We start from the raw sequence: 25,588 nt of genomic DNA, 5'->3' as shown, positions 1-25,588 counted from the left end.
GTTAGTTTTAATTTGAACCAGCTATTATTGATTATATTCGATAATAGCTGGATTTTCAAGTACAATTTCGCGGTGTAAACTTCTTCCTCTGCACAGTTTCTCATGCGGACATGAAACCTGTACCCGGGAAGATACGAGTGAACTGCAACAGCAAATCAGATTATTTTGCTTTTGCTGCCAGTACCTTTTCCTGCACGTTCTTCGGAACCTGTTCGTACTTTTCGAAGAACATGGAGTAGTTGCCACGACCCTGAGTCTTGGAACGCAGGTCTGTGGAGTAACCGAACATTTCAGCAAGCGGTACATAAGCTTTTACCATCTTGCCGCCGCCGATATCGTCCATACCTTCGATACGTCCGCGGCGGGAGTTGATATCTCCGATTACATCACCCATGTATTCTTCAGGCATGGTTACTTCAACCTTCATGATAGGCTCCAGCAGAACCGGATTACCCTTCTGCATAGCTTCCTTGAATGCAAGGGAACCAGCGATGTGGAATGCCATTTCAGAGGAGTCGACTTCATGGTAGGAACCGTCGTATACATTTGCATGTACACCCAGAACCGGGAAGCCGCCCAGAATACCAGCCTTTGTAGCCTCTTCGATACCTTCGCCTACAGCAGGGATATATTCCTTCGGGATCGCGCCGCCGACAACGGTGGACTCGAACTTGAAGGTTTCCTCGCCGTTAGGATCCATAGGCTCGAACTTAACTTTACAGTGACCATACTGACCACGACCACCGGACTGCTTCGCATACTTGCTGTCCACATCAACGGCCTTGGTGAAGGTCTCTTTGTAAGCAACCTGAGGAGCACCTACATTAGCCTCTACCTTGAATTCACGCAGCAGACGGTCTACGATGATCTCCAGATGCAGCTCGCCCATGCCGGCGATGATGGTCTGGCCTGTCTCCTGATCGGTATGCTGACGGAAGGTAGGATCTTCTTCTGCAAGCTTTGCAAGAGCAATGCCCATCTTATCCTGACCTGCTTTGGTCTTAGGCTCGATTGCCAGCTCAATAACGGGTTCAGGGAATTCCATGGACTCCAGGATTACCGGATGCTGCTCATCACAGATGGTATCACCGGTTGTAGTAAACTTGAAGCCTACTGCAGCAGCGATATCACCGGAATAAACCTTTTCCAGCTCCATTCTCTTGTTTGCATGCATCTGCAGGATACGTCCAACACGTTCCTTTTTATCTTTTGTTGCATTCAGCACATAAGAACCAGCGTTCATAGTACCGGAATACACACGGAAGTAAGCAAGCTTACCTACGAAGGGGTCTGTCATGATCTTGAATGCCAGAGCAGAAAACGGCTCATCATCAGAAGAATGTCTGACAACCTCGTTGCCTTCCAGATCCACACCTTTAATCGGAGGGATATCAAGAGGAGAAGGCATATACTCTACGATTGCATCCAGAAGCTTCTGTACGCCCTTGTTCTTGTATGCGCTTCCGCAGCATACCGGAACAGCGGTACATTCGCAGGTGCCTTTTCTCAGAGCTGCTTTCAGCTCGTCAACAGAGGGCTCCTCACCTTCCAGATAAGCCATCATCAGATCGTCATCCAGCTCGCAGATCTTCTCTACCATCTCAGAACGATACAGCTCAGCTTCATCCTTCATATCTTCCGGGATATCAACGATAGAAATATCATCGCCCTTATCGTCATTGTAGATGTAGGCTTTCATTTCGAACAGATCGATCAGACCTTTAAAGTCTTCTTCTTTACCGATGGGCAGCTGAACACAGATTGCGTTCTTGCCCAGACGGGTTTTGATCTGCTCTACTGCGCCATAAAAGTTTGCACCCAGGATATCCATCTTATTGATGAATGCCATACGGGGTACATTGTAGGTATCAGCCTGACGCCATACGTTCTCAGACTGAGGTTCTACACCGCCCTTTGCACAGAACACGCCGACAGCGCCGTCCAGTACACGCAGGGAACGCTCAACTTCTACTGTGAAGTCAACGTGTCCAGGGGTATCAATGATATTGATACGACACTCTTCTGCGCCGGGCTTTGCTTTGCAATTTTCCTGCAAGGTCCAGTGACAGGTGGTAGCAGCAGAAGTAATTGTAATACCTCTCTCCTGCTCCTGAGCCATCCAGTCCATGGTTGCAGTACCTTCATGAGTATCACCAATTTTATAGTTAACACCGGTATAATACAGGATACGCTCGGTGGTGGTAGTTTTACCAGCATCGATGTGAGCCATAATACCGATATTTCTGGTTCTCTCTAAGGGATATTCTCTTCCAGCCAAAGGTTTTTCCTCCTAATTGAATCAGCCAGAAGCAACTGCAACGCTCTTCTGCATTACAGATTCGATTAGAATCTGTAATGAGAGAATGCCTTGTTCGCTTCAGCCATCTTATGAACGTCTTCTTTTCTCTTCACGGAAGCACCGGTATTGTTCGATGCATCCAGGATCTCGTTAGCCAGTCTCTCTTCCATGGTCTTCTCGCCTCTTTTGCGGGAGAACATGGTCAGCCAGCGAAGACCAAGAGCCTGACGTCTGTCAGCTCTGACTTCGATCGGCACCTGATAGGTTGCGCCGCCGATACGTCTTGCTTTGACTTCCAGAACAGGCATGATGTTGTTCATTGCCTCTTCAAATACTTCCAGAGCCGGTTTGCCGGCTTTTTCTTCTACTCTTGCAAATGCGCCGTATACAATCTTCTGTGCAACGCCTCTCTTACCATCCAGCATGATGTTATTGATCAGCTTGGTTACAACCTTGTCGTTGTATAAAGGATCTGCTAATACGTCTCTTTTCTGAATATGTCCTTTACGTGGCACGTTTCTTCCCTCCTTAATCATCTCAATTAATTCATCGGTACTCACATGTGTCATCTAATGTGTTCGTGCGGTCTATCTCATCGCGTAAGCGAACTGCAGATTTCTCTGCATAAGAATTCCAACACTTAAAATTAGTTTCCGTTTGTGGTACTTCCAGCTACCGCGGATTATTTCTTAGCGGCTTTAGGTCTCTTAGCGCCGTATTTGGATCTTGCCTGACGTCTGTTTGCAACGCCTGCGGTATCCAGGGTACCTCTGATGATGTGGTATCTGGTACCAGGTAAGTCCTTAACACGTCCGCCTCTGATCAGAACAACGGAGTGCTCCTGCAGATTGTGGCCTTCACCGGGAATGTAGCTGGTTACTTCGATTCCGTTGGAAAGACGTACTCTGGCGATCTTTCTAAGAGCGGAGTTAGGCTTTTTAGGAGTCGCTGTCTTAACAGCTGTGCACACGCCTCTCTTCTGCGGGGAAGAGGTATCGGTTGCCTTCTTGTGAAGGGAGTTGTAACCTCTCTGCAGAGCCGGTGCTGTAGACTTCTTTACAGATGTCTGACGTCCTTTTCTTACTAACTGGTTAAATGTTGGCATTCTGTTTCACCTCCTGCGATTTTTCTCTCTTGCTCTATTCTTGACCGGTTCTCCGGTCTTATTCATACATAGCAAAGGTTTTCTTTCATGCGAAGCTATGCGTAACTATGTCAGGGACAAGCTACACTCAACCTGCGGTTCTATCAGGATAAAACCGCTGTTTTACAGCAATTTTCGCGCATCAAAATAAAATCCTCTCCCAATGCATGCTCTCCTAGTATAAGTGCTTTTAATTGCCGTGTCAAGCGGTTTTTCTACTTTTTTGCGGGATTTTCCGGCAAAGAAACGGCAGGAAAAATCGCTTTCCGGATTTGCTGAAGGGTAAGCACAAACACACCATCAGACGCACAAAACAGGCGGATGCTCATTTTGAGGAACATCCGCCTGCTCTGTTTCTTCATTTGTAACAATAGAAGGTTCGCGGAGCGCGCATTCTATTGTGTACGACACCGGCATTTTTGCAAGGTGTACTTTTTATTGTTGAATGGAACACCCGGGTCAGATTACTCCTCGCCGTTTTCTTCTGCTTCGGCTTCCTCGTCCAGTTCTTCGTCGATGTCCTCGTCCAGAATCGCTTCCTCTTCGGGAAGTTCTTCATCGGTTACATCTTCGTCAGTGGTTTCTTCCAGCAGCTCGTCATCCTCTTTGGATTTCTTTTCCGCTGCTGTAGCTTCTGCAGCAAGTCTCGCTTCCTCTTCTGCTCTGGCTGCGCGCTCTGCTTCCTCAGCGGCAATCATCGCATCCGTGTTTAACTTGACATTGCGGTAACGTTTCATACCGGTACCAGCAGGAATCAGCTTACCGATAATAACGTTTTCCTTCAGACCGATCAGTGGATCAGCCTTACCCTTGATCGCTGCTTCCGTCAGAACCTTCGTGGTTTCCTGGAAGGATGCGGCAGACAGGAAGGAGTTGGTTGCCAGAGCAGCCTTGGTAATACCGAGCATTACCTGTTTGCCCTCAGCAGGCTTCTTGCCGGCTGCGATCAGCTCTTCGTTTAAGTCCTCGTAATCCAGAACGTCAACCATTGTGCCGGGCAGATATTCGGTATCGCCGCTTTCCTCGATGCGGATCTTCTTCAGCATCTGACGAACGATAACCTCGATATGCTTATCACAGATATCTACACCCTGCAGACGGTATACACGCTGTACTTCACGGAGCATGTAATCCTGAACGGCGCGGATGCCCTTGATCTTTAACAGATCGTGCGGGTTTACAGAACCCTCTGTCAGCTCATCGCCGGCCTCTAATTCCTGACCGTCAACAACCTTGATACGGGAACCGTAAGGGATCAGGTAAGTCTTGCTCTCGCCGGTTTCCTTATTGGTAATGATAATTTCCCGCTTCTTCTTGGTATCCTTAATAACAGCAGTTCCGCCGAACTCTGCGATAATCGCAAGACCCTTCGGCTTTCTTGCTTCGAAAAGCTCCTCGACACGGGGAAGACCCTGTGTGATATCGTCACCAGCGACACCGCCGGAGTGGAAGGTACGCATCGTCAGCTGTGTACCGGGCTCACCGATAGACTGCGCTGCGATAATACCAACTGCTTCACCAACCTGTACCGCTTCGCCGGTCGCCATGTTCGCGCCGTAGCACTTTGCACAGATACCGCTCTTGGAACGGCAGGTCAGGATGGTACGGATCTTCACTTCCTCCACAGGCTCGCCCTTCTTATTGACACCTGTTTCCATAATCCGTTTTGCACGGCCGGGTGTGATCATGTGGTTTGCACCGACGATCAGCTCGCCGTCCTTATCATAAATGTCTTCACAGGAATAACGTCCTGTAATTCTGTCTTTTAAGCCTTCGATGGTTTCCTTGCCGTCCATGAACGCTTTTACAGACATGCCCGGAATCTTATCCTTACCTTCTGCACAATCGATCTCACGGATGATCAGCTCCTGGGATACGTCTACCATTCGACGGGTCAGATAACCGGAGTCCGCAGTACGCAGAGCGGTATCGGACATACCTTTTCGTGCGCCATGGGCAGACATGAAGTATTCCAGTACGTCCAGACCTTCACGGAAGTTGGACTTGATGGGCAGTTCGATCGTACGACCGGTTGTATCCGCCATCAGACCACGCATACCTGCCAGCTGTTTGATCTGCTGGTTGGAACCACGGGCACCGGAGTCCGCCATCATGAAGATGTTGTTGTATTTATCCAGACCCTTTAACAGTACGTCGGTCAGCTCTTTATCGGTTTCCTGCCAGGTCTCGACAACGGCACGGTAACGCTCTTCTTCTGTGATCAGACCACGACGGAAGTTTCTGCCGATCTTATCTACAGTTTTCTGAGCCTCAGCCAGCATCTCTGCCTTCTGTGCAGGCACAGTCATATCGGAAATGGATACGGTCATCGCAGCTCTGGTGGAATACTTGTAACCGATTGCCTTAACGTCATCCAGAACCTCTGCGGTCTTGGAAGCGCCGTGGGTGTTGATTACTTTTTCCAGAATCTGCTTTAACTGCTTCTTACCAACATGGAAGTCAACCTCCAGCTTTAAGAGGTTTTCCGGCTGGGTACGGTCTACATAGCCCAGGTCCTGAGGCAGGATCTCGTTGAAGATAAATCTGCCCAGTGTGGATTCTACGAATCCTGTTACGGTCTCGCCCTCTGCATTGACCTTGCTCATGCGGACATGGATGCGGGAATGCAGGGTGCAGGCTTTATTTTCATAAGCCAGAATGGCTTCGTTTACGCTCTTGAAGTATTTTCCTTCGCCGACAGAACCGGGACGTTCCTGGGTCAGATAATAAATACCAAGGACCATATCCTGGGAAGGTACGGCTACCGGTCCGCCATCGGAAGGCTTCAACAGGTTGTTGGGAGACAGCAGCATGAAACGGCACTCTGCCTGTGCTTCCTGAGAAAGCGGAAGGTGTACAGCCATCTGGTCACCATCGAAGTCGGCGTTGAACGCGGTACAAACAAGGGGATGCAGCTTGATCGCCTTACCTTCTACAAGGATCGGCTCAAATGCCTGGATACCCAGTCTGTGCAGTGTAGGTGCACGGTTCAGCATAACCGGATGCTCTTTGATGACATCTTCCAGAACGTCCCAAACCTGCGTATCCAGCCGTTCTACCAGCTTCTTCGCATTTTTGATGTTCTGGGAAATGCCTCTGCTTACCAACTCCTTCATTACAAAGGGCTTGAACAGCTCGATTGCCATTTCCTTCGGAAGACCGCACTGATAAATTTTCAGTTCGGGACCAACGACGATAACGGAACGTCCGGAATAGTCAACACGCTTTCCTAACAGGTTCTGACGGAAACGACCGGATTTACCTTTCAGCATGTCAGACAGTGATTTCAGTGCACGGTTACCGGGGCCGGTTACCGGACGGCCTCTTCTGCCGTTATCGATCAGAGCGTCTACCGCTTCCTGCAGCATTCTCTTTTCGTTGCGGACGATGATATCCGGAGCACCCAGCTCCAGCAGTCTCTTCAGACGGTTGTTACGGTTGATGATTCTTCTGTACAGGTCATTTAAGTCAGACGTTGCAAAACGTCCGCCGTCCAGCTGTACCATCGGGCGCAGATCCGGAGGGATTACCGGTACGGCATCCAGAATCATCCATTCAGGGCGGTTGCCGGACTCACGGAACGCTTCTACAACTTCCAGACGCTTGATGATTCTCGCACGCTTCTGTCCGCTTGCATCCACCAGTTCATTTTTCAGGTCAACCGCTTCAGTTTCCAGATCGATGGCCTGCAGCAGCTCCTTAATGGATTCTGCACCCATGCCGACACGGAAACGGTTGCCCCAGGTTTCTCTTGCATCCTGGTATTCTTTCTCGGAAAGAACCTGCTTGTATTCCAGATTGGTGTCGCCCTTGTCCAGTACGATATAGGAAGCAAAGTAAAGCACCTTCTCCAGAACACGGGGGGACAGATCCAGGATCAGTCCCATCCGGCTCGGAATTCCCTTGAAATACCAGATATGGGAAACCGGCGCTGCCAGTTCAATATGTCCCATACGCTCTCTGCGGACGCTGGACTTGGTTACTTCAACACCACAGCGGTCGCAGACAACGCCTTTATATCTGATCTTTTTATATTTGCCGCAGTGGCACTCCCAGTCCTTGCTGGGTCCGAAAATCCGCTCACAGAACAGACCGTCCCGTTCGGGCTTGAGTGTTCTGTAGTTGATCGTCTCAGGCTTTGTTACCTCGCCTCTGGACCACTCACGAATCTTCTCCGGGGACGCAAGTCCGATCTTGATCGCATCAAACGTCATCGGCTGATAAACTTCGTTTTTTGTTTCAGACATCTTGGCACTCCTTTACATATCTTCGATTCGGCTTACTCTTCGTCAAAAGATTCCTCAAATCCGTCGTCTGCAGCATCTTCGGTGTAATCATCATCTGCGTTCACCAGTTCCTGTTTCTCGGAGTCGAATTCCTGCTTCTGATAACCCATCTTGCCCAGATTTTCTTCTTCGTTGTAGTTGTAGCCCTTGGAATCTCCTTCCATCTCATAGCGGTAATCCGTATCGCTGTAATCGACAGTTTCCATGATCTCAACTTCTGTATTATCCTCCCGCAGCACTCTGACATCCAGGCCGAGGGACTGCAGCTCTTTGAGCAGTACCTTGAAGGATTCCGGAATACCGGGTTCAGGGATGTTGTCGCCCTTGATGATCGCTTCGTAGGTCTTGACACGTCCTACTACGTCATCAGACTTCACAGTCAGGATCTCCTGCAGGGTGTAGGATGCACCGTATGCTTCCAGTGCCCAAACCTCCATCTCACCGAAACGCTGGCCACCAAACTGAGCTTTACCACCCAGGGGCTGCTGTGTTACCAGAGAGTAAGGACCGGTAGAACGTGCATGGATCTTATCGTCTACCAGATGGTGCAGCTTCAGGTAATGCATGTGACCGATGGTTACCATGCTGTCGAATTCTTCGCCGGTACGGCCATCCCGCAGTCTTACCTTACCTTCCTTAGAGATCGGAACGCCCTTCCAGAGCTTTCTGTGATCGCGGTTTTCATACAGATAATCCAGAACCTCAGGAAGCAGCTCTTCGCCATGCTTCTCTTTGAATTCATCCCATTCCAGGTTTACATAATCGTTTGCCAGTTCCAGGGTATCCTGAATATCTTTTTCGTTTGCGCCGTTGAAGATCGGGGTTGCTACGTTAAAGCCGAGGGCTTTTGCAGCCAGAGAGAGGTGAATCTCAAGGACCTGACCGATATTCATACGGGAAGGTACGCCCAGAGGATTCAGTACGATGTCCAGCGGACGACCGTTGGGCAGGTACGGCATATCTTCTACAGGCAGTACACGGGAAACGACACCCTTATTACCATGACGGCCTGCCATCTTATCGCCGACAGAGATCTTTCTCTTCTGTGCGATATAGATACGAACCGCCTGATTTACACCGGGAGACAGTTCATCGCCATTCTCTCTTGTAAATACTTTGGCATCTACGATAATACCATATTCACCGTGAGGTACCTTCAGAGAGGTATCACGCACCTCACGCGCTTTTTCACCGAAGATCGCACGCAGCAGGCGCTCCTCAGCTGTCAGCTCGGTTTCTCCCTTGGGAGTTACCTTGCCGACCAGAATATCTCCGGCACGAACCTCAGCGCCGACACGGATAATACCTCTGTCATCCAGATCCTTGAGCGCTTCGTCGCCGACACCGGGAACATCTCTTGTGATTTCTTCCGGTCCGAGCTTCGTATCACGGGCTTCTGCCTCATATTCTTCAATATGGATGGAGGTATAAACATCATCCATAACCAGACGTTCACTCAACAGTACAGCGTCCTCGTAGTTATAACCTTCCCAGGTCATGAACCCGATCAGAGGGTTCTTACCGAGTGCAAGTTCGCCTTCGGATGTCGAAGGACCATCTGCAATTACCTGTCCTGCTTCAACGTGGTTGCCTTTAAATACGATCGGTCTCTGGTTGTAGCAGTTAGACTGGTTACTTCTGGAGAACTTGGTCAGGTGGTATTCCATCTTCTCGCCGTCATCTGCCGTCATACGGATCAGATTGGAGCATACATAGTCGATGGTACCGGACTTCTTTGCAACAACGCAGACACCGGAGTCAACGGCTGCCTTTACTTCGATACCGGTTCCGACTACAGGAGCCTCGGTTGTCAGAAGCGGCACTGCCTGACGCTGCATGTTGGAACCCATCAGCGCACGGTTCGCATCGTCGTTCTGCAGGAACGGAATCAGTGCAGTCGCAACGGAGAATACCATCTGAGGGGATACGTCCATGTACTCGAAAACTGTCTTCGGATATTCGGATGTTTCATCCAGATAACGACCGGATACGTTGGCATTTACGAAATGTCCTTCCTCGTCCAATTCGGAGTTTGCCTGCGCCACATGGTAGTTATCTTCTTCATCCGCTGTCATATATACAACTTCATTGGTTACGCGCGGGTTTTCCGGATCGGTTTTGTCGATCTTACGGTAAGGCGCTTCAATGAAGCCGTATTCGTTGATCTTTGCATAGCTTGCAAGAGAGTTGATCAGACCGATGTTAGGACCTTCTGGTGTCTCGATCGGGCACATTCTTCCGTAATGGGAGTAGTGTACGTCTCGAACCTCGAATCCGGCACGGTCACGGGACAGACCGCCAGGTCCCAGTGCGGACAGACGACGTTTGTGCGTCAGCTCGCCCAGCGGGTTGTTCTGATCCATGAACTGAGACAGCTGGGAAGATCCGAAGAATTCCTTAACTGCAGCCTGTACGGGCTTGATGTTGATCAGAACCTGAGGAGAAATCTCCTCTGCATCATGAGTGGTCATACGCTCACGAACAACTCTTTCCAGTCTGGAAAGACCGATTCTGTACTGGTTCTGCAGCAGTTCGCCGACCGCACGGATACGACGGTTGCCCAGATGGTCGATATCGTCTTCGTTACCGATGCCGTACTCCAGATGCATGTTATAGTTAATGGAAGCTAAAATATCTTCCTTGGTGATATGCTTCGGAATCAGCTCGTGCACATTCTTGCGGATTGCTTCTGCAAGCGCTTCGGGATCCTGAGAATACTCTTCCAGAATCTGTGCCAGTACCGGATAGTATACCAGCTCTGTCACGCCCAGCTCCTTGGCATCACAATCTACATAGTGGGTCAGCTCAACCATCATGCTGGAAAGCACTTTGACTTTTCTTTCCTCAGTCTGGATATATACATAGGGAACTGCGCTGTTCTGAATCAGGTCAGCCAGTTCTGCTGTTACCTTGGTGCCTGCTGTTGCCAGAATTTCACCGGTTGTGGTATCCACAACATCCTCAGCCAGTTCGTGGCCGCGGATACGGTTGCGCAGCAGCAGCTTCTTATTGAATTTATAACGTCCTACTTTCGCCAGATCATATCTTCTGGGATCGAAGAACATCGCGTTAATCAGGCTTTCTGCGCTCTCTACGCTCAGAGGCTCACCCGGACGGATTTTCTTGTATAACTCTAACAGACCCTCCTGATAGTTCTCAGAAGTGTCTTTTGCAAAGCTGGCTTCAATCTTGGGTTCATCGCCGAACACTTCGCGGATCTCGTCATTGGTGCCAAGACCCAGGGCACGCAGCAGTACGGTGATCGGTACCTTACGGGTACGGTCCACACGAACGTAAAATACGTCGTTGGAATCAGTCTCATACTCCAGCCATGCGCCACGGTTCGGGATTACTGTACAGGAATACAGCTTTTTACCAATCTTATCATGACCGATGCCGTAATAGATGCCGGGGGAACGCACCAACTGGCTGACAATTACACGCTCCGCGCCGTTGATAACGAACGTGCCGGTCTCGGTCATCAACGGTAAATCGCCCATAAAGATCTCGTGTTCACTGATTTCTTCTTTTTCCTTATTATACAGACGTACCTTCACCTTGAGAGGAGCTGCATATGTTGCATCTCTTTCCTTGCACTTCTCAATAGAATACTTCACGTCTTCTTCACACAGCTCGAAGTCTACAAATTCCAGACTCAGATGTCCGCTGTAATCGGAAATCGGAGAAATATCATCAAACACCTCTTTTAAACCTTCATCAAGGAACCACTTATAGGAATTCTTCTGAATTTCTATAAGGTTGGGCATTTCCAATACTTCTTTCCGTCGTGCATAACTCATACGCATGTTCTTGCCGGTGGCAATTGGACGTATTCTGTTTTTTTCCATTGACACTTCACCCCGTTCTTATCATTGATTTCTTGAAACTATTACTTTTCGGTATCTAAGCAAGTAAATCCATTGCATAAAAAATGGCATACTCTAACACAATAGTGCACACTACAATCTAACACAATCCATTCTGTCTGTCAACTGATATTTTTAAAAAATCGCGAAAAGGAAAGGCGTCCGCATTCGCGAACGCCTTTGTGGTAAGATATGGTCTCAATTATTTCAGAGTAACCTTAGCGCCTTCAGCATCCAGCTTCTTCTGGATATCTTCAGCTTCTTCCTTGGAAACGCCTTCCTTCAGAACCTTAGGAGCGCCGTCTACAACTTCCTTAGCTTCCTTCAGGCCCAGACCGGTAACTTCACGAACAACCTTGATAACCTTAACCTTGTTAGGGCCAACCTCGGTCAGTTCTACGTCGAACTCGGTCTTTTCTTCAGCTGCTGCTGCTTCGCCGCCTGCTGCTGCTACAACAACGCCTGCTGCTGCGGATACGCCGAACTCCTCTTCGCAAGCCTTTACCAGATCGTTTAACTCTAATACGGTCATCTCTTTGATTGCTTCAATAAATTCCTGAGCGGATAATTTTGCCATTTTAATTTACCTCCGTTTTAAATTATTGTTTTGTCAGCCGCATCTGCGGCTCAGTTTCTTTTTCGGAAAAAAGATTATTCTGCAGCGGGTGCTTCTTCTGCAGGTGCTGCTTCGCAGTTTGCTGCGCCGCCTTTCTCTGCGATCTGATTCAGAACGCGAGCCATGTTGGTGATAGGGGACTGCATGCTGCCCAGCAATCTGGAAATAAGAGCTTCTCTTCCAGGGATCTTAGCGATCTCCATGATTCCTGCTGCATCGTATGCATTGCCTTCTACAACGCCGCCCTTGATCTCCAGCTTTTCAGCTGTCTTAGCGAAATTAGCCAGCTCTCTTGCAGGAGCGGTTGCGTCGGTAGTAGAGATTGCGATTGCGCTGGGGCCTTCCAGATACGGAGCCAGTGCCTCGAAATCTGTTCCCTTGAACGCAAAGTTCATCATTGTGTTTTTGTACACCTTGTAAGTAACACCAGCTGCACGAAGCTGCTTACGAAGTGCGGTATCCTGATCAACGGTCAGACCACGGTAGTCTACCAGAACAACAGACTGCGCATCTTTCACTGCTTCAGCGATCTCTGCTACTACAGGTGCTTTCAGTTCAACTTTTGCCATTTTCTTACCTCCTTTTAGATTCTTCTGCCGAATAAAAGAAGTTGTTTGTACAAAAAAACCTCTCTATCCAAAGACAGAGAGGGAAATTCATCGCATTTCTTTCACTCCTCGGCAGGCGTTTCTTCTTACACCGGTTATCCGGTACCTGCTGTCTTCGGCACGGTCTCAACGACCTTGTTTACATTAGCATAAAAAGGAAGGGGTTGTCAAGGAGTTTTTTCTAATTTTTTATTACAGTTCACTCGTACCTTCTTGTAAGCAGATTTCATGCTCGCATGGAAATCTGCTTACAAGAAGGTACGAAGGGAGCGCCATTTTATGAGCAAAAATGAGCTGCGAAGCAGCGGAGAGCGTCGAAGACGCGCTTTTGCGAATGGCGCGAGTGAACTGTAACCTCCCGGAGCGAGGGGCAGATTTCATGCTCGCATGGAAATCTGCTTACAAGAAGGTACGAAGGGAGCGCCATTTTATGAGCAAAAGGAGCTGCGAAGCAGCGGAGAGCGTCGAAAACGCGCTTTTGCGAATGGCGCGGGTGAACTGTAACCTCGTGGAATCTTCCCGCGGTAAACTACTGTTTCACCGCATGTTCTTCGGCATCCACCCGTGGCTCCAGCAGCGGCACAGGTCCCAGCTGTCCAGGCTCGTTGTGTACATCGGTTCCTGTCTGTCGCGGTAGAGCTGGTAATTCCAGTAAAACGAGCCTGCTGTGTTGCAGTCGTCCCAGGTTTTTAACTGCATCCGCGCAACCCTCCGGTAGACCTTTTTACGCCATGCTTCGTCTTTTTCATAGGAAGATTTCCCATAGCGATCCGCCACGCGGTTGCACAGGCACCATTCCCCCACCAGCACCGGCGTATAGCGTCCCGCCCGCCGGATCTGGCGTTCGTAAAAGCGTAAAAGAAGCTGATACGGCAGCAGATTATGTAAATGCAGAAAGCTGTCCAGCACCCACAGATAAACGTGAACATCCAACATGACATTTTTCATACCGTTTTTTACAAAAAAATCTTTCCAGCGGCTCAGCCGGAACCCGTCATGAAACACGATCAGCTTCTCCGGATCCATGACCGCCCGAAGCGTTTCATAGGCTTCTTTATAGAAGGTTTTCAGGAAACGCATGGGCACATGGCTGCTGCCGATTGCTTCTCCCTGATCGAGCGCCTGCTTCCGACTCGGCGCAAACAGATAGACCCGAAAGCTGATGGGCTCGTTAAGCACTTCGATGCCAAGCAACCCTTTCCGATGCCCGTAACGCTTCCCCAGCCGTTCTAACACATATAATACATAAGCGACCTCTTTCGGATTCCGGTGCCATTTGCAGACGCCGGTGATGCCGCCGTTGTCATAGCTGTTCTGCCCGCCCGGCACGGTATGCAGATCGATCAGCACCTTTAACCCATACTTTTCCGCATAGTCCATCGCCTGATCGACATATTCGATGCAGCCGGAATATGGTTTTCTGTCCCCGAACACGAAATATGGAACCGGCAGGCGCACCGCGTTAATGCCGTGCGCAGCAATTTTTGCAAAATCCACTTCTTCGATATAGGTATCCCTGTGTTTTTTCATCAGCGGACGCAGCTTTTTTGCCGGAACCTTGCGGTTTAGCCAGACCTCGTCCTCTGCGCAGTTTTCCTCGAACAAAAATGGCTGCATCCATTTTTCCAGAACAAGCCAGTTGCCAAGATTTACGCCAACGATTTTTTCCCGTTCCTCTGACATAGCTCTGCCTCCTGCGTCAGTTCTGACAGAAAATCTGCTCCTCCATAGCCGGCTTGTAGCAGCTCAGTGTCTTGCTGTCCAGATCGGTTCTATGCATGTCTACTGCGCTGATCTGGTGGTTGTCATAGGTTGTATAATAATAAATTCCTTTGGAAGCGTTGCAGCAGGACGTGTAAATCGTGATCTCATACTTTCCCTCCGCCACCTCGCAGCAGCCTCTCTGCTGATCAACCGAGCCCAGAATGTGGAAAAACTGGCTGACGCTTTCTTTTTCAGAATCCCCGGAAACGGAATTGCATTTCACAAACGCCACGCGCGCAAATCTCGACTCCGAAGAGAGATCTCCCGGAAGCCCCATCGCACCCATACCCCTGCTGTAGCTTGTAAACGGAATCTGGCCGGAAAATCTGTGCTCCGGCTGCTTCGGAGATAATCCTGCATAGTTATTTAACTGGAACATCTGCATCGGAAAGGGCGGGTTATTCGTCAAAACTCCTGCCGGATTGTCATAGACCTGCAGCCCGTCCTTCGTGCATTCCAGCGTTATCGCCCCACTTGCATCCGCAATGATCCAGTGCAGCTGTGCAGCAGGAAAATCTCCAAAGGGCGTTCCGACCAGATTCATCTTTGCAAGCAGTTTTCTGACCTCCTGCAGATTGGCACACTGTCCAAGCACCCATGGAATCAGCTCGTACTGCGCCACATTTTCTCGTCCTTCTTCCACTTTCTGATACACTGCGTTGCCGACAAAATTCAATCCTGCCATGCCGACACCCTTTTCATTGACCGCATCATAGTACAGCGGATATCCATTCGCCACATGTGCCATACCGATCATCCCATAATGCGCATCGCATTTTCCCATATGGCAAAAATCCAACGGAAATTTACGCGGTGTTACCACAATCTCGTCTCCATAAGAAAACTCATAATCCAGCGTCCTGCCGAAATAAAAGTCTTTTGTCTGATACGTTGCTGCTGTACACATAATTTTCTCATCCTTTCTTTGTCACAAATCCATCCCCATCAATCGTTACGCCCGGAGAAATCTTTCTCATATAGGAAAGCACGCGCTCCTTTTCCGTCCCCTGCAGCATCGTTACGCTGCAGTCCTGCTGTCTGCCCGGAATAAACTGCAGGCTCTTAAAGCCATTTGCATCCAGCGTCAGCTTTACCAGACAGGTATCCTGTGCTTTGGAATTAAACAGAAAGTTTCCAAGGCTGTACATCACCGGTGTATCCTCACAGTAACCGAACTGCTGCAGCACATGCGGATGATCTCCGATGATCAGATCCGCACCTGCATTCGAAATTTTGACCGCCTGATCCTTCTGTGCCCAATCCAGCTGATCCGTAGCTTCCGTTCCCCAATGAATATAAACGATCACATAGTCGCTGACCTGTTTTGCGTTTGCAACTACCTCTAACAGTTTGTCCACATTCCAACAGCGAAATACACCCGGACTGTTCTGCGTCGCTTCCTTTGTATCCGGATTCTCTGTCCGCTCGATCTGCGTTGCGGCAACAAATGCGATCTTCTGGTCATTTACAATAAAATAAACCGGCTTGATCGCTTCTTCCAGATTGCGCCCCGCGCCGACATAGGGCATTCCGATTCCATTTAAGGTATCCAATGTATCCAGAAACGCTATCTTGCCGTAGTCATACGCGTGATTGTTCGCCAGAGAAACGATGTCAGCCCCCATGTCAAGCAGATAGGATGCATATTCCGGCTTGGCACGGAACGTGAATTTCTTGTTTTCTGTCGGAGTTCCACGGTTGCTGTAGGGAAATTCGTTATTTACCATAAAAATATCCGCGCTGCGCATCACATCCAGCATTTCCTGCGAAATGCTGCCCTCAATGCCCCTGCCGCGCTGGTTCATTTTTACCTTGACCGCATAATGGTCGTCGAACAGAATGTCCCCCGCAAACACAATCGTCGTTTCATTCGGGCTTGCCGCCGTTTTTGCATAAATATTCTGCTGCCGACACAACGCCTCATCTGCAAGCAACGCGTCGTATTTTCCTACGGGCTTTGCCGACTGTGCACTCGCCAAAACGTTTTCCGCTGCTTGGACATCTTCCACAAGGTTCGCCAGCTGGCTTTCCAGCTTCACCGCTACAAGCTGTGGGCTTCCAACAGCCCAGATCATGCTGCAGCCCAAAACTACGCTTCCGAGCGCAATCGTCAAAATCAGTGTAATCAGAAAAATATGGCTTCCATGTCTTTTTCTTCGTCTTTTTTCGATCATAGCTCCTCACTTTTCCTGTAAACATTTTACTGTAGCAACTGCCAGATCATGATTCCAATCCAGAATGCGCCATACAGTAAGATTCCGGGATTTCCAATCATGACCGCCGCTTTCTTTTTACCTAAGGAAGCAACTTTCTCTTCCGGTGCGCAGCATACAAACTTTTTGCGGTTCAGCCACGTCAGAATCAGTCCAGCTCCTGCCATCATCAGAATCAGGGACGCATAAGAGCCGAAAATGAACATTCCGACAATTCCGTTCCCCAGATCCGCCAGAACCGTCAGATCCTTTGTATTTAAAAATTTCGTCAGTGTTTCCATCGTATCCATATAGCCCGTCACCCGAAGCATCCATGTGCCGAGGGAAGAGCCGATAAAATTGATCGCCATATGGAGTCCGATGGTATATCGCAGTTTTCCGGTTTTTACATATATAAATCCCAAAAACAGACCGAGCAGGAATGCATAGGAAAACTGATTCAAATTTCCATGGAACAGTCCAAAAAACAGTCCGGAGGCAAGCACCGCCGCGAGCTCTCCATATTTTACAATCCGCTCCGTCAAAAGCTTCCGAAACAGCAGTTCTTCTGCCGTCGGCGCGATCAAAACTGCAATAACAAACGTCACCCACGGATTCAGCTGCATCACCGTCGATACCAATGGATTATCAACGCCGGTTCCTTTTACCATTCCGATCCCAAAGGTCAGCGCCGTCCCGATCAGGTTTCCTGCGTACATCAGACCGTAGCACATGAGAAATGCTATGATCCACTGTCCTGCGGTCATTTTCCTTTCTTCGATCTTCTGGGCCGGAATTCTGCTGACCAGCCAGCCCATAAACGGCATGGAAATCCCATACATCGTCAGCATCAGTAAGATAAAGGAGCCGTTTGCATCCGCCATTACACCCGGCACGAATTTTTTACCGACCATCGCCGCCAGAAACTGTACAGCGTATATTACAATCGATCCTGCCAGATAAGCAAAACCAATTTTCGAAAAGTGTCTTCTGATTTCTTTTTCCATAATTCTCCCTCCGGACATCTCCCGGACTTTTTCCTACAGTTATTCCCTTGTATCTAACATTGTGACCTGTTTTAGGCGGTTTGTCAACCGCAGTGGGCGGAAGCCAAAACCAGGCGGCATGCTCCTGATTCGGACAGCATGCCGCCTGGTTTTCTTCTATATTTTAAAAATGTTTCTGGGTTTTTTCCTCCCGCTGGAACAAGATTTCTACAGCTTTCGCACGTTGTACTTTTAGAATTTTACACACACTTTCTCACAAATTTTTTCCAGGGCTTGATCCCCATCAGGCACAGAAGCGTACCGCACAGTGCGGCGATTGTCCAGAACAGGATAACTAAGTTCCAGCCACTCTTATCCGCAATCCACGCAATCCCATAGCTGGAAATTGCACTGCCCACATAGGTGCAGGAGTTTACCAGGCCGGAGATAAAACCGACACGGTTGAACTTTTTGAAGAACGGCGGAATCATACTGACCAGAATCATATTGACGCCGTGCATGCATCCCGTAATCAGCGCAGACAGAAAAACGGACAACACTGCATTGCCGTTTGGCATCAGCCATAATAGAAACGCTGCCACAAATCCGGGAACAAAGATTGCCATCCCACAGCGCAATTCGTTGTGGATCAGCTTTCGATTGATCAGGGATGCGATCTGTGAACACATAATACCAAACAGAGGCAAAGCAATACCGGTCAGGATCGAAATAGAGCTTGCCAAATGAAAGGTTTCGGAAATATAGCTTGGCATCCAGGTCGTAATACCGTCACGCAAAATGCCCTGCATCATAATTGCAAGCATGATAATTGCAAGCATCGGCGCGGTTTGTTCCGGTAAGGGAATTGTTTTTTGCAAAGCAGATGTATTTTCTTCCAGGCTTGTGCCATTTTTCGTGCCCGCATCGCCACGGGAGGCACCTGCAGTTGCCTTCGTAAAGCTCCCTGCAGAACTCTTCTGCATTCTTTTTTCCGCAGAACCGATGGCTTTTATCCACGCAAATGCAAAGAGGACCGCACAGCCTGCACAGAGGAAAAACAGGCTTCTCCAGCCTTTCCACACAATGCAGACAGGTGCAAACAGATAAAGGAAGATCGTGCCGGCAGAAGATCCCCAGCCGACCCAGACGCAGCTTTTCTTATAGGTATCCTGGTCAAGATAATCTGACAAAAGCCGGACCATCGGAGGCCACATCAGTGCCTGGGCAAAACCGTTGATACACCAGAAAACAAGCATCGCGGCCGGTCTTGAAAACAGTGGAACGCAGACATTCATACCTGCAGATACCATCAGTCCGATAAACATCAGATAGCGCGGCTTGATCCGGTCTCCGAGCCATCCGCTGATCAATTGTCCGATACCATAGGTCACGAAGCTTCCGGTTACCGCCATGGATGCTGACATTTTCGTGATTCCTTCTGAATTGACAATTTCCAGAAGCACTGTGCCGTAGTTGATCCGTGTAATATAGCTGACAAAATATGCAGCAACACAAAATCCGATTAATATTCTTTCCGCCTGATGATCCTGTTGTTTCACTTCTTCTGCTCTCCTCTGATCATTTCTATTCCGTTTTCCTGATAGAGCTCCAGGATTTCTTTCCGCAGGCCGCTGTCCGTGACAAATGTTACGGCTTCGTTGACATCCGCAAGCTTTAGCAGCGCACTCTTTTCAAACTTGTCACTGTCCGCCAGAAAAACACTCCGATCCGCATGCTTCATCATCGCCCGCTGTAAATGGTACAGCTCTTGATCATAGTCCATTATGCCGTTCTGCAGAGAAATAGCGGATGGAAACAAAAATGCTGTCTTTGCATGAAACTGTTCCAGCATTTGCAATGCCCACTGCCCGCAGAATGCACTTTCATCCCGAAGGTATGCCCCTGCACACAGATAGAGGGTAAATCCTTCTTTTTTCTTCAATATCTCAAACACATGCAAGGAATAGGTAATCACTGTCAGCCGTTCAAACTCTTCTGCAAGCATTTTTGCAAACGCTATCGCAGTGCTTCCGGAATCCACCATCAGCACATCTCCTTCCCGGATCAGGCCTGCAGCATACCCGGAAAGCTCTTCCTTCTTCTGCGGATTTTCTTCTGTCCTTTCTTCCAGCCGGTGATATTGCTTTGCCACAGCTATGCCGACTGCACCGCCGTGTACCCGATGCAGACAATCCTGCCGTTCCAATTCCAGAAGATCTCTGCGGATCGTCTCAACTGACACACCAAACTGCTTTGTGAGCTCATGAATCCGAACTGCTCCGTTCCTCCTGATCTGGCTTACGATCTGTTCCTGTCGTTCGATTGCAAGCATCCCTTTTCCTCCTGAAAGCTCAACATGTTTCATTTCTTTTACAAGATCTTTACACATAATAACATATAAATCCACATACTACAACATTATTCCTTGTTTTTCCACATCCTCTTTTTTTCTGAAGGCGCAGACATGGACCGAAAAAATCCCAGAAGTCCTTTGCCGTAAAACAGCAATTTCATATGAAAAAAACAGCAAAAGCAGGCTAGATGTTTTTACTGTTTTCAGGTATGATGAAGAAAAAAAGAACACGATTCTTTTTTCATAAAAAGCAGAAAAGGAGTAATCACATGATCAGAGTAACTGTATGGAATGAGTTCCGCCATGAAAAAGCCTCCAAAGAGGTTGCAGCCATTTATCCGAACGGCCTGCATGCAACAATTGCCGAGTTCCTGGGCAAAAATGATGACATCGAATGCCGCCTGGCATGTCTGGATGATCCTGAGCACGGTCTGACCGATGATGTTCTGGACAACACCGACGTTCTGATCTGGTGGGGTCATATGGCTCACGATCAGGTATCCGACGCAGTTGTAGATAAGGTTCAGGATCACGTTCTGCGCGGCATGGGCCTGATCGTCCTGCATTCCGGACATTTTTCCAAGATCTTCAGAAGACTGATGGGAACCAGCTGCAGCTTAAAATGGCGTGACGGTGCCAGAGAACGTCTCTGGTGCGCAAATCCCGGTCATCCCATTGCACAGGGTCTTCCGGAGCACTTCGAACTGGACGTGGAAGAGATGTACGGCGAATTCTTCGATATTCCCGAACCTCTTGAAACCGTATTCATCGGCTGGTTCAACGGCGGCGAAGTATTTAGAAGCGGCGTAACCTTCCGGCGTGGTCTTGGCAACATATTTTACTTCCAGCCCGGACACGAAGCCAACCCGACCTTCCATAATGAAAACATTCAGAAGGTCATCACCAACGCAGTTCGCTGGGCAGCACCTGCTACCAAAAAGCCCGAAATCATCTGCCCTTGCGTAGAGCCCCTGGAGAATGTGTGAGTGGTCTGATGGCTGATAAAATTCATAGGACGCATTTTCCTATGAAACAATAGAATGCACGCTCTGCGAGCATTCTATTGCCATGAATAAAAAAGAATGTGCCTTGGCACATTCTCGCGCCGAGGCGCGGTTGCTTCGGCAACCATCTACCCCTGCGCCGAGTGCGCATCCTCGCGGAGCGTTTTAATTTCATAGGACGCATTTTCCTATGAAATTAAAAAGTCCCATGTCTGAACCCGAAAAGGAACAGACATGGGACTTTTCTATTTTCATGCAGGTACCTGCAAAAGCGCTGACTGCAGCAACAACTACACCACCCGGCACACTGCACACATAAAAAAAGACAGGTCTGCGAGCCGAAGCTCTGCAGAACCTGTCTTTTATACGTAAGCTCACGTCACACGCAATACTCACATTTATTCCCTTTGGATTAGCAGTATTTAGCGGTAGAAACCTTCACACCAGGGCCCATGGTGGTAGCCAGGGTGATGCTCTTTAAATACTGACCCTTCAGTGCGCTCGGTTTTGCTTTCATGATAGCATCCATCAGCGCTTTGTAGTTCTCAGCCAGAGCTTCTTCAGAGAAGGAAGCCTTACCAACCGGAACGTGGATGATGTTGGACTTGTCCAGTCTGTATTCGATCTTACCTGCTTTGATATCATTGATCGCTTTGGTTACATCCATGGTAACTGTGCCGGCCTTCGGGTTAGGCATCAGACCTTTCGGTCCAAGGACTTTACCCAGACGACCTACAACGCCCATCATGTCAGGAGTTGCAACTACAACATCGAAATCCAGCCAGCCTTCGTTCTGGATCTTGGGGATCAGCTCATCGCCGCCAACAAAGTCAGCGCCTGCTGCCTGAGCCTCATCGAGCTTAGCGCCCTTAGCGAATACCAGAACCTTAACGGTTTTACCAGTTCCGTTGGGCAGTACAACTGCACCACGGATCTGCTGCTCAGCGTGACGGCCGTCGCAGCCTGTTCTGATATGCACTTCTACAGTCTCATCGAATTTAGCTGTTGCGGTTTTCTTTACAAGGCCAATCGCTTCTGCAGGATCGTACTGTGTTGCGCGATCCACCAGTTTAGCGGCTTCGCCGTATTTCTTTCCATGTTTCATGTTCATTACCTCCATTGGTTGTTAACGTAATGCTTTCTACTCTGCATTACTCCCAGTTCTATTTACTCAGTCCTCTACAACAATACCCATGCTTCTTGCTGTGCCGGCGATCATGCTCATAGCAGATTCGATGCTTGCAGCATTCAGATCAGGCATCTTCAGCTCTGCGATTTCACGAACCTTGTCCTTGGAAATCGTAGCAACCTTTGTCTTGTTCGGAACTGCAGAAGCAGACTTCAGATTGCATGCCTTCTTCAGCAATACAGCAGCGGGCGGAGTCTTGGTAATGAAGCTGAAGCTTCTGTCCGCATAAACGGTAATTACAACAGGGATGATAACATCGCCCTTGTCAGCTGTTCTTGCATTGAACTGCTTTGTAAACTCTACAATGTTTACACCATGCTGACCCAGTGCAGGACCTACCGGGGGAGCCGGTGTTGCCTTGCCAGCAGGGATCTGTAACTTAATGTAACCGGTAACTTTCTTTGCCATGTCAGGCACCTCCTAAATATATTGTGGTATGGCGCAGCGTTTTCTCCTGCTCCAGCGGCAGGACACTGCTTCCACTGCTCAACGGATCGCTCCACTGAACGTCTCTGTGACCGCGTCCTAAAACGCTTAATCTAATTTCCGAACCTCCGAGAAGCTGATCTCTACAGGGGTATCCCTGCCGAACAGTTCTACGTTAATGGTTACGGTCTGCTTGTTATAGTCGATCTTGTAAACAGCGCCGACAGTATCTTTCCATGCGCCGGCAACGACTACGATGGTATCTCCTTCTGCAAAATCGATGGAGACATTGTCCGATTTGATGCCCAGCGGCTTCATCTCGGCTTCAGACAGCGGAACAGGCTTGCTTCCCGGTCCAACGAATCCGGTCACACCTCTGGTGTTGCGGACAACATACCATGTGTCATCATTCATAATCATATTTACAAGAACGTATCCCGGAAACAGCTTCTTTTGAACGGTCTTTTTCGCACCGTTTTTCATCTCCACAACTTCCTGCATGGGGACGCGAACTTCCAGGATCTCATCTTCTAAATGCCGGTTCTCGATGGTTTTTTCCAGGTCAGCTTTGACCTTGTTCTCATATCCGGAATAGGTATGAGCTACATACCATTTTGCTTCTGCCATAAGAATCTCCTCACTTACATTGTCAAGAAATTGACACCGTACTGCGCTGCTACATCGATGAGCGAAATAATAATGCCCATAACAATAGAAACAAATACGACAGCAACGGACTGTTTTAACAGGGTATCCTTATCCGGCCAGATGATCTTCTTGAACTCGGCTTTGACACCGTCAAAGAATTTTACTTTGGGTGCCTTAGGCGTCTTGGACACTTTTTGTTCGTTTGACATACTCTGCAAACTCCTTTCAAAAGCAACGCGCCGCCGACAGCGGTCCCTCAGGACACATCACGGCAATTATTTTGTCTCTTTGTGCGTTGTGTGCTTCTTGCAGAATCTGCAGTATTTCTTGGTTTCCATTCTGTCAGGATGCGCCTTCTTATCCTTGGTTGTGTTATAGTTGCGCTGTTTGCATTCTGTACATGCCAGTGTGATTCTTGTACGCATTTTTCCACCTCCGTGCGTGCTCTTATTCTTCGCGCGCCTTCTTACGTCCTGCTGTAAAAAACTTCCGCCAGATCGCTCTGTCAGCGACTTTTTACATCCGTCCGTCGCTCTGCGCGTCTCTCGTGCACTCCCTCAAAATCCCGTCAAACGGCGGTATGAGGTCGTCTGCCTGGGTCACTCCTTCTTGCCCGCGCCTTCTGAAAACTTTCAAAATTTGCGCACAAAAAAAAGACCTCAGATCTATCTTGCCTTTCGACTATACCATAAACTGAGGCCTTTCGTCAATACATTTTTACACAGTTTACTCGTATCCTGCGACGGGCGAATTTCATGCTTGCATGAAAATTCGTCTGACGCAGGATACGAAGGAAGCGCCTCTCTATGAGCAAAAGAAGCGATGGCGCAGCCAGCGCGGCGAGCATCGAAGATGCGTTTTTGCGAATGGCGCGGTAAACTGTTTCGTAACCTCCTGGAATGCGCCTGCAAGCGAATTTCATGCTTGCATGAAAATTCGTCTGACGCAGGACACGAAGGAAGCGCCTCTCTATGAGCAAAAGGAGCGATGGCGCAGCCAGCGCGGCGAGCATCGAAGATGCGTTTTGCGAATGGCGCGGTAAACACAGGAAGGACTTATCGTGCCAGCTCCTCTTTTACCATGTCCAGTGCACTCCGGATAACTTTATCCATATCATAATATTTATACTGTCCCAGGCGTCCGCCGAACAGGACATTTGCTTCCTTCTTCGCAAGCTCTGCATACTGCGCATAGAGTGCGCCGTTTTTCTCATCGTTGATCGGATAGTACGGTTCGTCACCCTTTTTCCAGGTCGCGGGATACTCTCTCGTGATGACGGTTCCTTCTCCGGTCTGGAACTCGAAATGCTTGTGCTCGATGATGCGGGTGTAAGGAACCTCGCGTTCCGTGTAGTTGACAACTGCGTTGCCCTGATAGTTATCCTCTTCCGGAAGCTCTTCGGTTTCAAACCGCAGGGAACGGTATTCGAGCGTCCCGAGGCGATAATGATAATACTCGTCGATCATACCGGTATAGAGCAGTCTGTCCCAGCTGTCCTGTTCGTCTGCAGTCCTGGCCGCATTGGCTGTCTGGTATTCCTGAAGGGAAACACCGGTCAGAACCGGAATGTCTTCCAACAGTTTCTCAACAATCTGCGTATAACCACCCTCGGGGATTCCCTGAAAACGGTCATTAAAATAGTTGTTATCATAGGTAAACCGAAGTGGCAGGCGGCGGATAATAAACGCCGGAAGGTCTTTGCAGTCACGTCCCCACTGCTTCTCCGTATAGCCCTTGATGAGCTTTTCATAAACGTCGCGTCCCGCAAGCTGCAGTGCCTGCTCTTCCAGGTTCTGCGGCGTAATCCCGGCAAACTCTCCGGTCTGCTTTGCGATGATTTTCTTCGCCTCTTTCGGCGTCTTAATATTCCACATCCGGCTGAATGTGTTCATATTAAAAGGAAGGTTATAGAGTTCATCCCGATAAACTGCAACCGGAGAATTGACATAGTGGTTGAACCGGGCATACTGGTTTACATAATTCCAAACTTCTTCATCGGAAGTATGAAAAATATGGGCACCATACCGATGTACGTTGATGCCCATAACCTTTTCCGTATAAATATTCCCGGCAATATGATCTCTCTTCTCCACTACCAGAACCTTACGTCCCTGTTTGTGCATCTCATGTGCAAATACAGCGCCGAAGAGCCCAGCTCCTGCAATCAGATAATCATAGTGCATACTTTGTCTCCTGCTTTGTCAGCG

Annotated in this window: 22 protein-coding genes and 1 other annotated feature; of the genes, 3 read left to right on the top strand and 19 right to left on the bottom strand. The window is 48.9% G+C overall.

Going from position 1 to position 25,588, the window contains the following annotated elements; translation table 11 throughout:
- Positions 1-160: 160 nt before the first annotated feature.
- The 13 genes from fusA to ACLTOQ_RS10110 all read right to left on the bottom strand — a co-directional run bounded on the left by fusA (position 161) and on the right by ACLTOQ_RS10110 (position 20,093).
- Positions 161-2,278, bottom strand: coding sequence for an elongation factor G (fusA, locus tag ACLTOQ_RS10170; RefSeq protein ID WP_337598242.1), 2,118 nt, complete (start codon positions 2,276-2,278; stop codon positions 161-163).
- A 65-nt stretch (positions 2,279-2,343) separates the two neighbouring features.
- Positions 2,344-2,814, bottom strand: coding sequence for a 30S ribosomal protein S7 (rpsG, locus tag ACLTOQ_RS10165; RefSeq protein ID WP_262587318.1), 471 nt, complete (start codon positions 2,812-2,814; stop codon positions 2,344-2,346).
- A gap of 167 nt (positions 2,815-2,981) precedes the next feature.
- Positions 2,982-3,404, bottom strand: a complete 423-nt coding sequence (gene rpsL / locus ACLTOQ_RS10160) for a 30S ribosomal protein S12 (protein WP_021914044.1) — start codon at positions 3,402-3,404, stop codon at positions 2,982-2,984.
- Positions 3,405-3,907: 503 nt separating this feature from the next.
- Positions 3,908-7,690 carry a DNA-directed RNA polymerase subunit beta' gene (gene rpoC, locus ACLTOQ_RS10155; RefSeq protein ID WP_349174269.1) on the bottom strand — a complete coding sequence of 1,261 codons (3,783 nt, stop codon included), beginning with the start codon at positions 7,688-7,690 and terminating at the stop codon, positions 3,908-3,910.
- 32 nt (positions 7,691-7,722) lie between these two features.
- On the bottom strand, positions 7,723-11,577 hold the full coding sequence (locus ACLTOQ_RS10150; protein ID WP_308727954.1) for a DNA-directed RNA polymerase subunit beta: 3,855 nt from the start codon (positions 11,575-11,577) through the stop codon (positions 7,723-7,725).
- Positions 11,578-11,797: 220 nt separating this feature from the next.
- Entirely contained in the window at positions 11,798-12,172 is a 375-nt protein-coding gene (rplL, locus tag ACLTOQ_RS10145; protein WP_021914152.1) for a 50S ribosomal protein L7/L12, read from the bottom strand.
- 74 nt (positions 12,173-12,246) lie between these two features.
- Positions 12,247-12,780 (bottom strand): 50S ribosomal protein L10, encoded by a 534-nt coding sequence (rplJ, locus tag ACLTOQ_RS10140; protein ID WP_262587311.1) that lies wholly within the window; start codon positions 12,778-12,780, stop codon positions 12,247-12,249.
- Positions 12,781-12,823: 43 nt separating this feature from the next.
- Positions 12,824-12,956 (bottom strand) — a sequence feature (ribosomal protein L10 leader region).
- 400 nt (positions 12,957-13,356) lie between these two features.
- Positions 13,357-14,502, bottom strand: a complete 1,146-nt coding sequence (locus ACLTOQ_RS10135) for a glycoside hydrolase family 5 protein (protein ID WP_412319359.1) — start codon at positions 14,500-14,502, stop codon at positions 13,357-13,359.
- Between the two features lie 16 nt (positions 14,503-14,518).
- Positions 14,519-15,490 (bottom strand): choloylglycine hydrolase, encoded by a 972-nt coding sequence (gene bsh / locus ACLTOQ_RS10130; protein ID WP_412319358.1) that lies wholly within the window; start codon positions 15,488-15,490, stop codon positions 14,519-14,521.
- Between the two features lie 7 nt (positions 15,491-15,497).
- Complete coding sequence (locus tag ACLTOQ_RS10125; RefSeq protein WP_021913974.1) at positions 15,498-16,757, bottom strand: CapA family protein; 1,260 nt, start codon at positions 16,755-16,757, stop codon at positions 15,498-15,500.
- A 26-nt stretch (positions 16,758-16,783) separates the two neighbouring features.
- Positions 16,784-17,782: a CPBP family intramembrane glutamic endopeptidase gene (locus ACLTOQ_RS10120; protein ID WP_412319357.1), complete on the bottom strand. Its 999-nt coding sequence runs from the start codon at positions 17,780-17,782 to the stop codon at positions 16,784-16,786.
- Positions 17,783-18,021: 239 nt separating this feature from the next.
- Positions 18,022-19,320, bottom strand: coding sequence for an MFS transporter (locus ACLTOQ_RS10115; protein WP_412319356.1), 1,299 nt, complete (start codon positions 19,318-19,320; stop codon positions 18,022-18,024).
- The gene (locus tag ACLTOQ_RS10110) at positions 19,317-20,093 is read right to left on the bottom strand and encodes a DeoR/GlpR family DNA-binding transcription regulator (RefSeq protein WP_412319355.1); all 777 of its coding nucleotides are present in this window, start codon (positions 20,091-20,093) and stop codon (positions 19,317-19,319) included. Before ACLTOQ_RS10110 ends, ACLTOQ_RS10115 begins: the two co-directional genes overlap by 4 nt.
- A gap of 290 nt (positions 20,094-20,383) precedes the next feature.
- Here ACLTOQ_RS10110 and ACLTOQ_RS10105 point away from each other — a divergent pair, with 290 nt between their 5' ends.
- Complete coding sequence (locus ACLTOQ_RS10105; RefSeq protein WP_412319354.1) at positions 20,384-21,100, top strand: ThuA domain-containing protein; 717 nt, start codon at positions 20,384-20,386, stop codon at positions 21,098-21,100.
- A gap of 208 nt (positions 21,101-21,308) precedes the next feature.
- The gene (locus ACLTOQ_RS10100; protein ID WP_262587294.1) at positions 21,309-21,437 is read left to right on the top strand and encodes a hypothetical protein; all 129 of its coding nucleotides are present in this window, start codon (positions 21,309-21,311) and stop codon (positions 21,435-21,437) included.
- A 93-nt stretch (positions 21,438-21,530) separates the two neighbouring features.
- Here ACLTOQ_RS10100 and rplA read toward each other — a convergent pair whose 3' ends face one another.
- From rplA to rpmG, 5 genes are all read right to left on the bottom strand, one after another.
- Positions 21,531-22,223 carry a 50S ribosomal protein L1 gene (gene rplA / locus ACLTOQ_RS10095; RefSeq protein WP_021914162.1) on the bottom strand — a complete coding sequence of 231 codons (693 nt, stop codon included), beginning with the start codon at positions 22,221-22,223 and terminating at the stop codon, positions 21,531-21,533.
- A gap of 66 nt (positions 22,224-22,289) precedes the next feature.
- A complete protein-coding gene (gene rplK, locus ACLTOQ_RS10090; RefSeq protein ID WP_021914163.1) occupies positions 22,290-22,715 on the bottom strand; it encodes a 50S ribosomal protein L11 in 426 nt (141 codons plus the stop codon).
- A 126-nt stretch (positions 22,716-22,841) separates the two neighbouring features.
- The gene (gene nusG / locus ACLTOQ_RS10085) at positions 22,842-23,360 is read right to left on the bottom strand and encodes a transcription termination/antitermination protein NusG (RefSeq protein ID WP_308727945.1); all 519 of its coding nucleotides are present in this window, start codon (positions 23,358-23,360) and stop codon (positions 22,842-22,844) included.
- 14 nt (positions 23,361-23,374) lie between these two features.
- Positions 23,375-23,590, bottom strand: coding sequence for a preprotein translocase subunit SecE (secE, locus tag ACLTOQ_RS10080; RefSeq protein WP_021914165.1), 216 nt, complete (start codon positions 23,588-23,590; stop codon positions 23,375-23,377).
- 66 nt (positions 23,591-23,656) lie between these two features.
- The gene (gene rpmG, locus ACLTOQ_RS10075) at positions 23,657-23,806 is read right to left on the bottom strand and encodes a 50S ribosomal protein L33 (RefSeq protein WP_021914166.1); all 150 of its coding nucleotides are present in this window, start codon (positions 23,804-23,806) and stop codon (positions 23,657-23,659) included.
- A 338-nt stretch (positions 23,807-24,144) separates the two neighbouring features.
- On the opposite strand from rpmG, the gene ACLTOQ_RS10070 reads away from it, so the two are divergent.
- Positions 24,145-24,423, top strand: a complete 279-nt coding sequence (locus tag ACLTOQ_RS10070; RefSeq protein ID WP_412319353.1) for a hypothetical protein — start codon at positions 24,145-24,147, stop codon at positions 24,421-24,423.
- 13 nt (positions 24,424-24,436) lie between these two features.
- On the opposite strand, the gene glf is transcribed toward ACLTOQ_RS10070, so the two are convergent.
- Entirely contained in the window at positions 24,437-25,564 is a 1,128-nt protein-coding gene (gene glf / locus ACLTOQ_RS10065) for a UDP-galactopyranose mutase (protein WP_337427277.1), read from the bottom strand.
- Positions 25,565-25,588 lie beyond the last annotated feature (24 nt).

This window comes from Gallintestinimicrobium sp. (genome assembly GCF_046968865.1).
Classification (GTDB): domain Bacteria; phylum Bacillota; class Clostridia; order Lachnospirales; family Lachnospiraceae; genus Gallintestinimicrobium; species Gallintestinimicrobium propionicum.
This window is presented reverse-complemented; position numbering and strand designations above follow the sequence as displayed.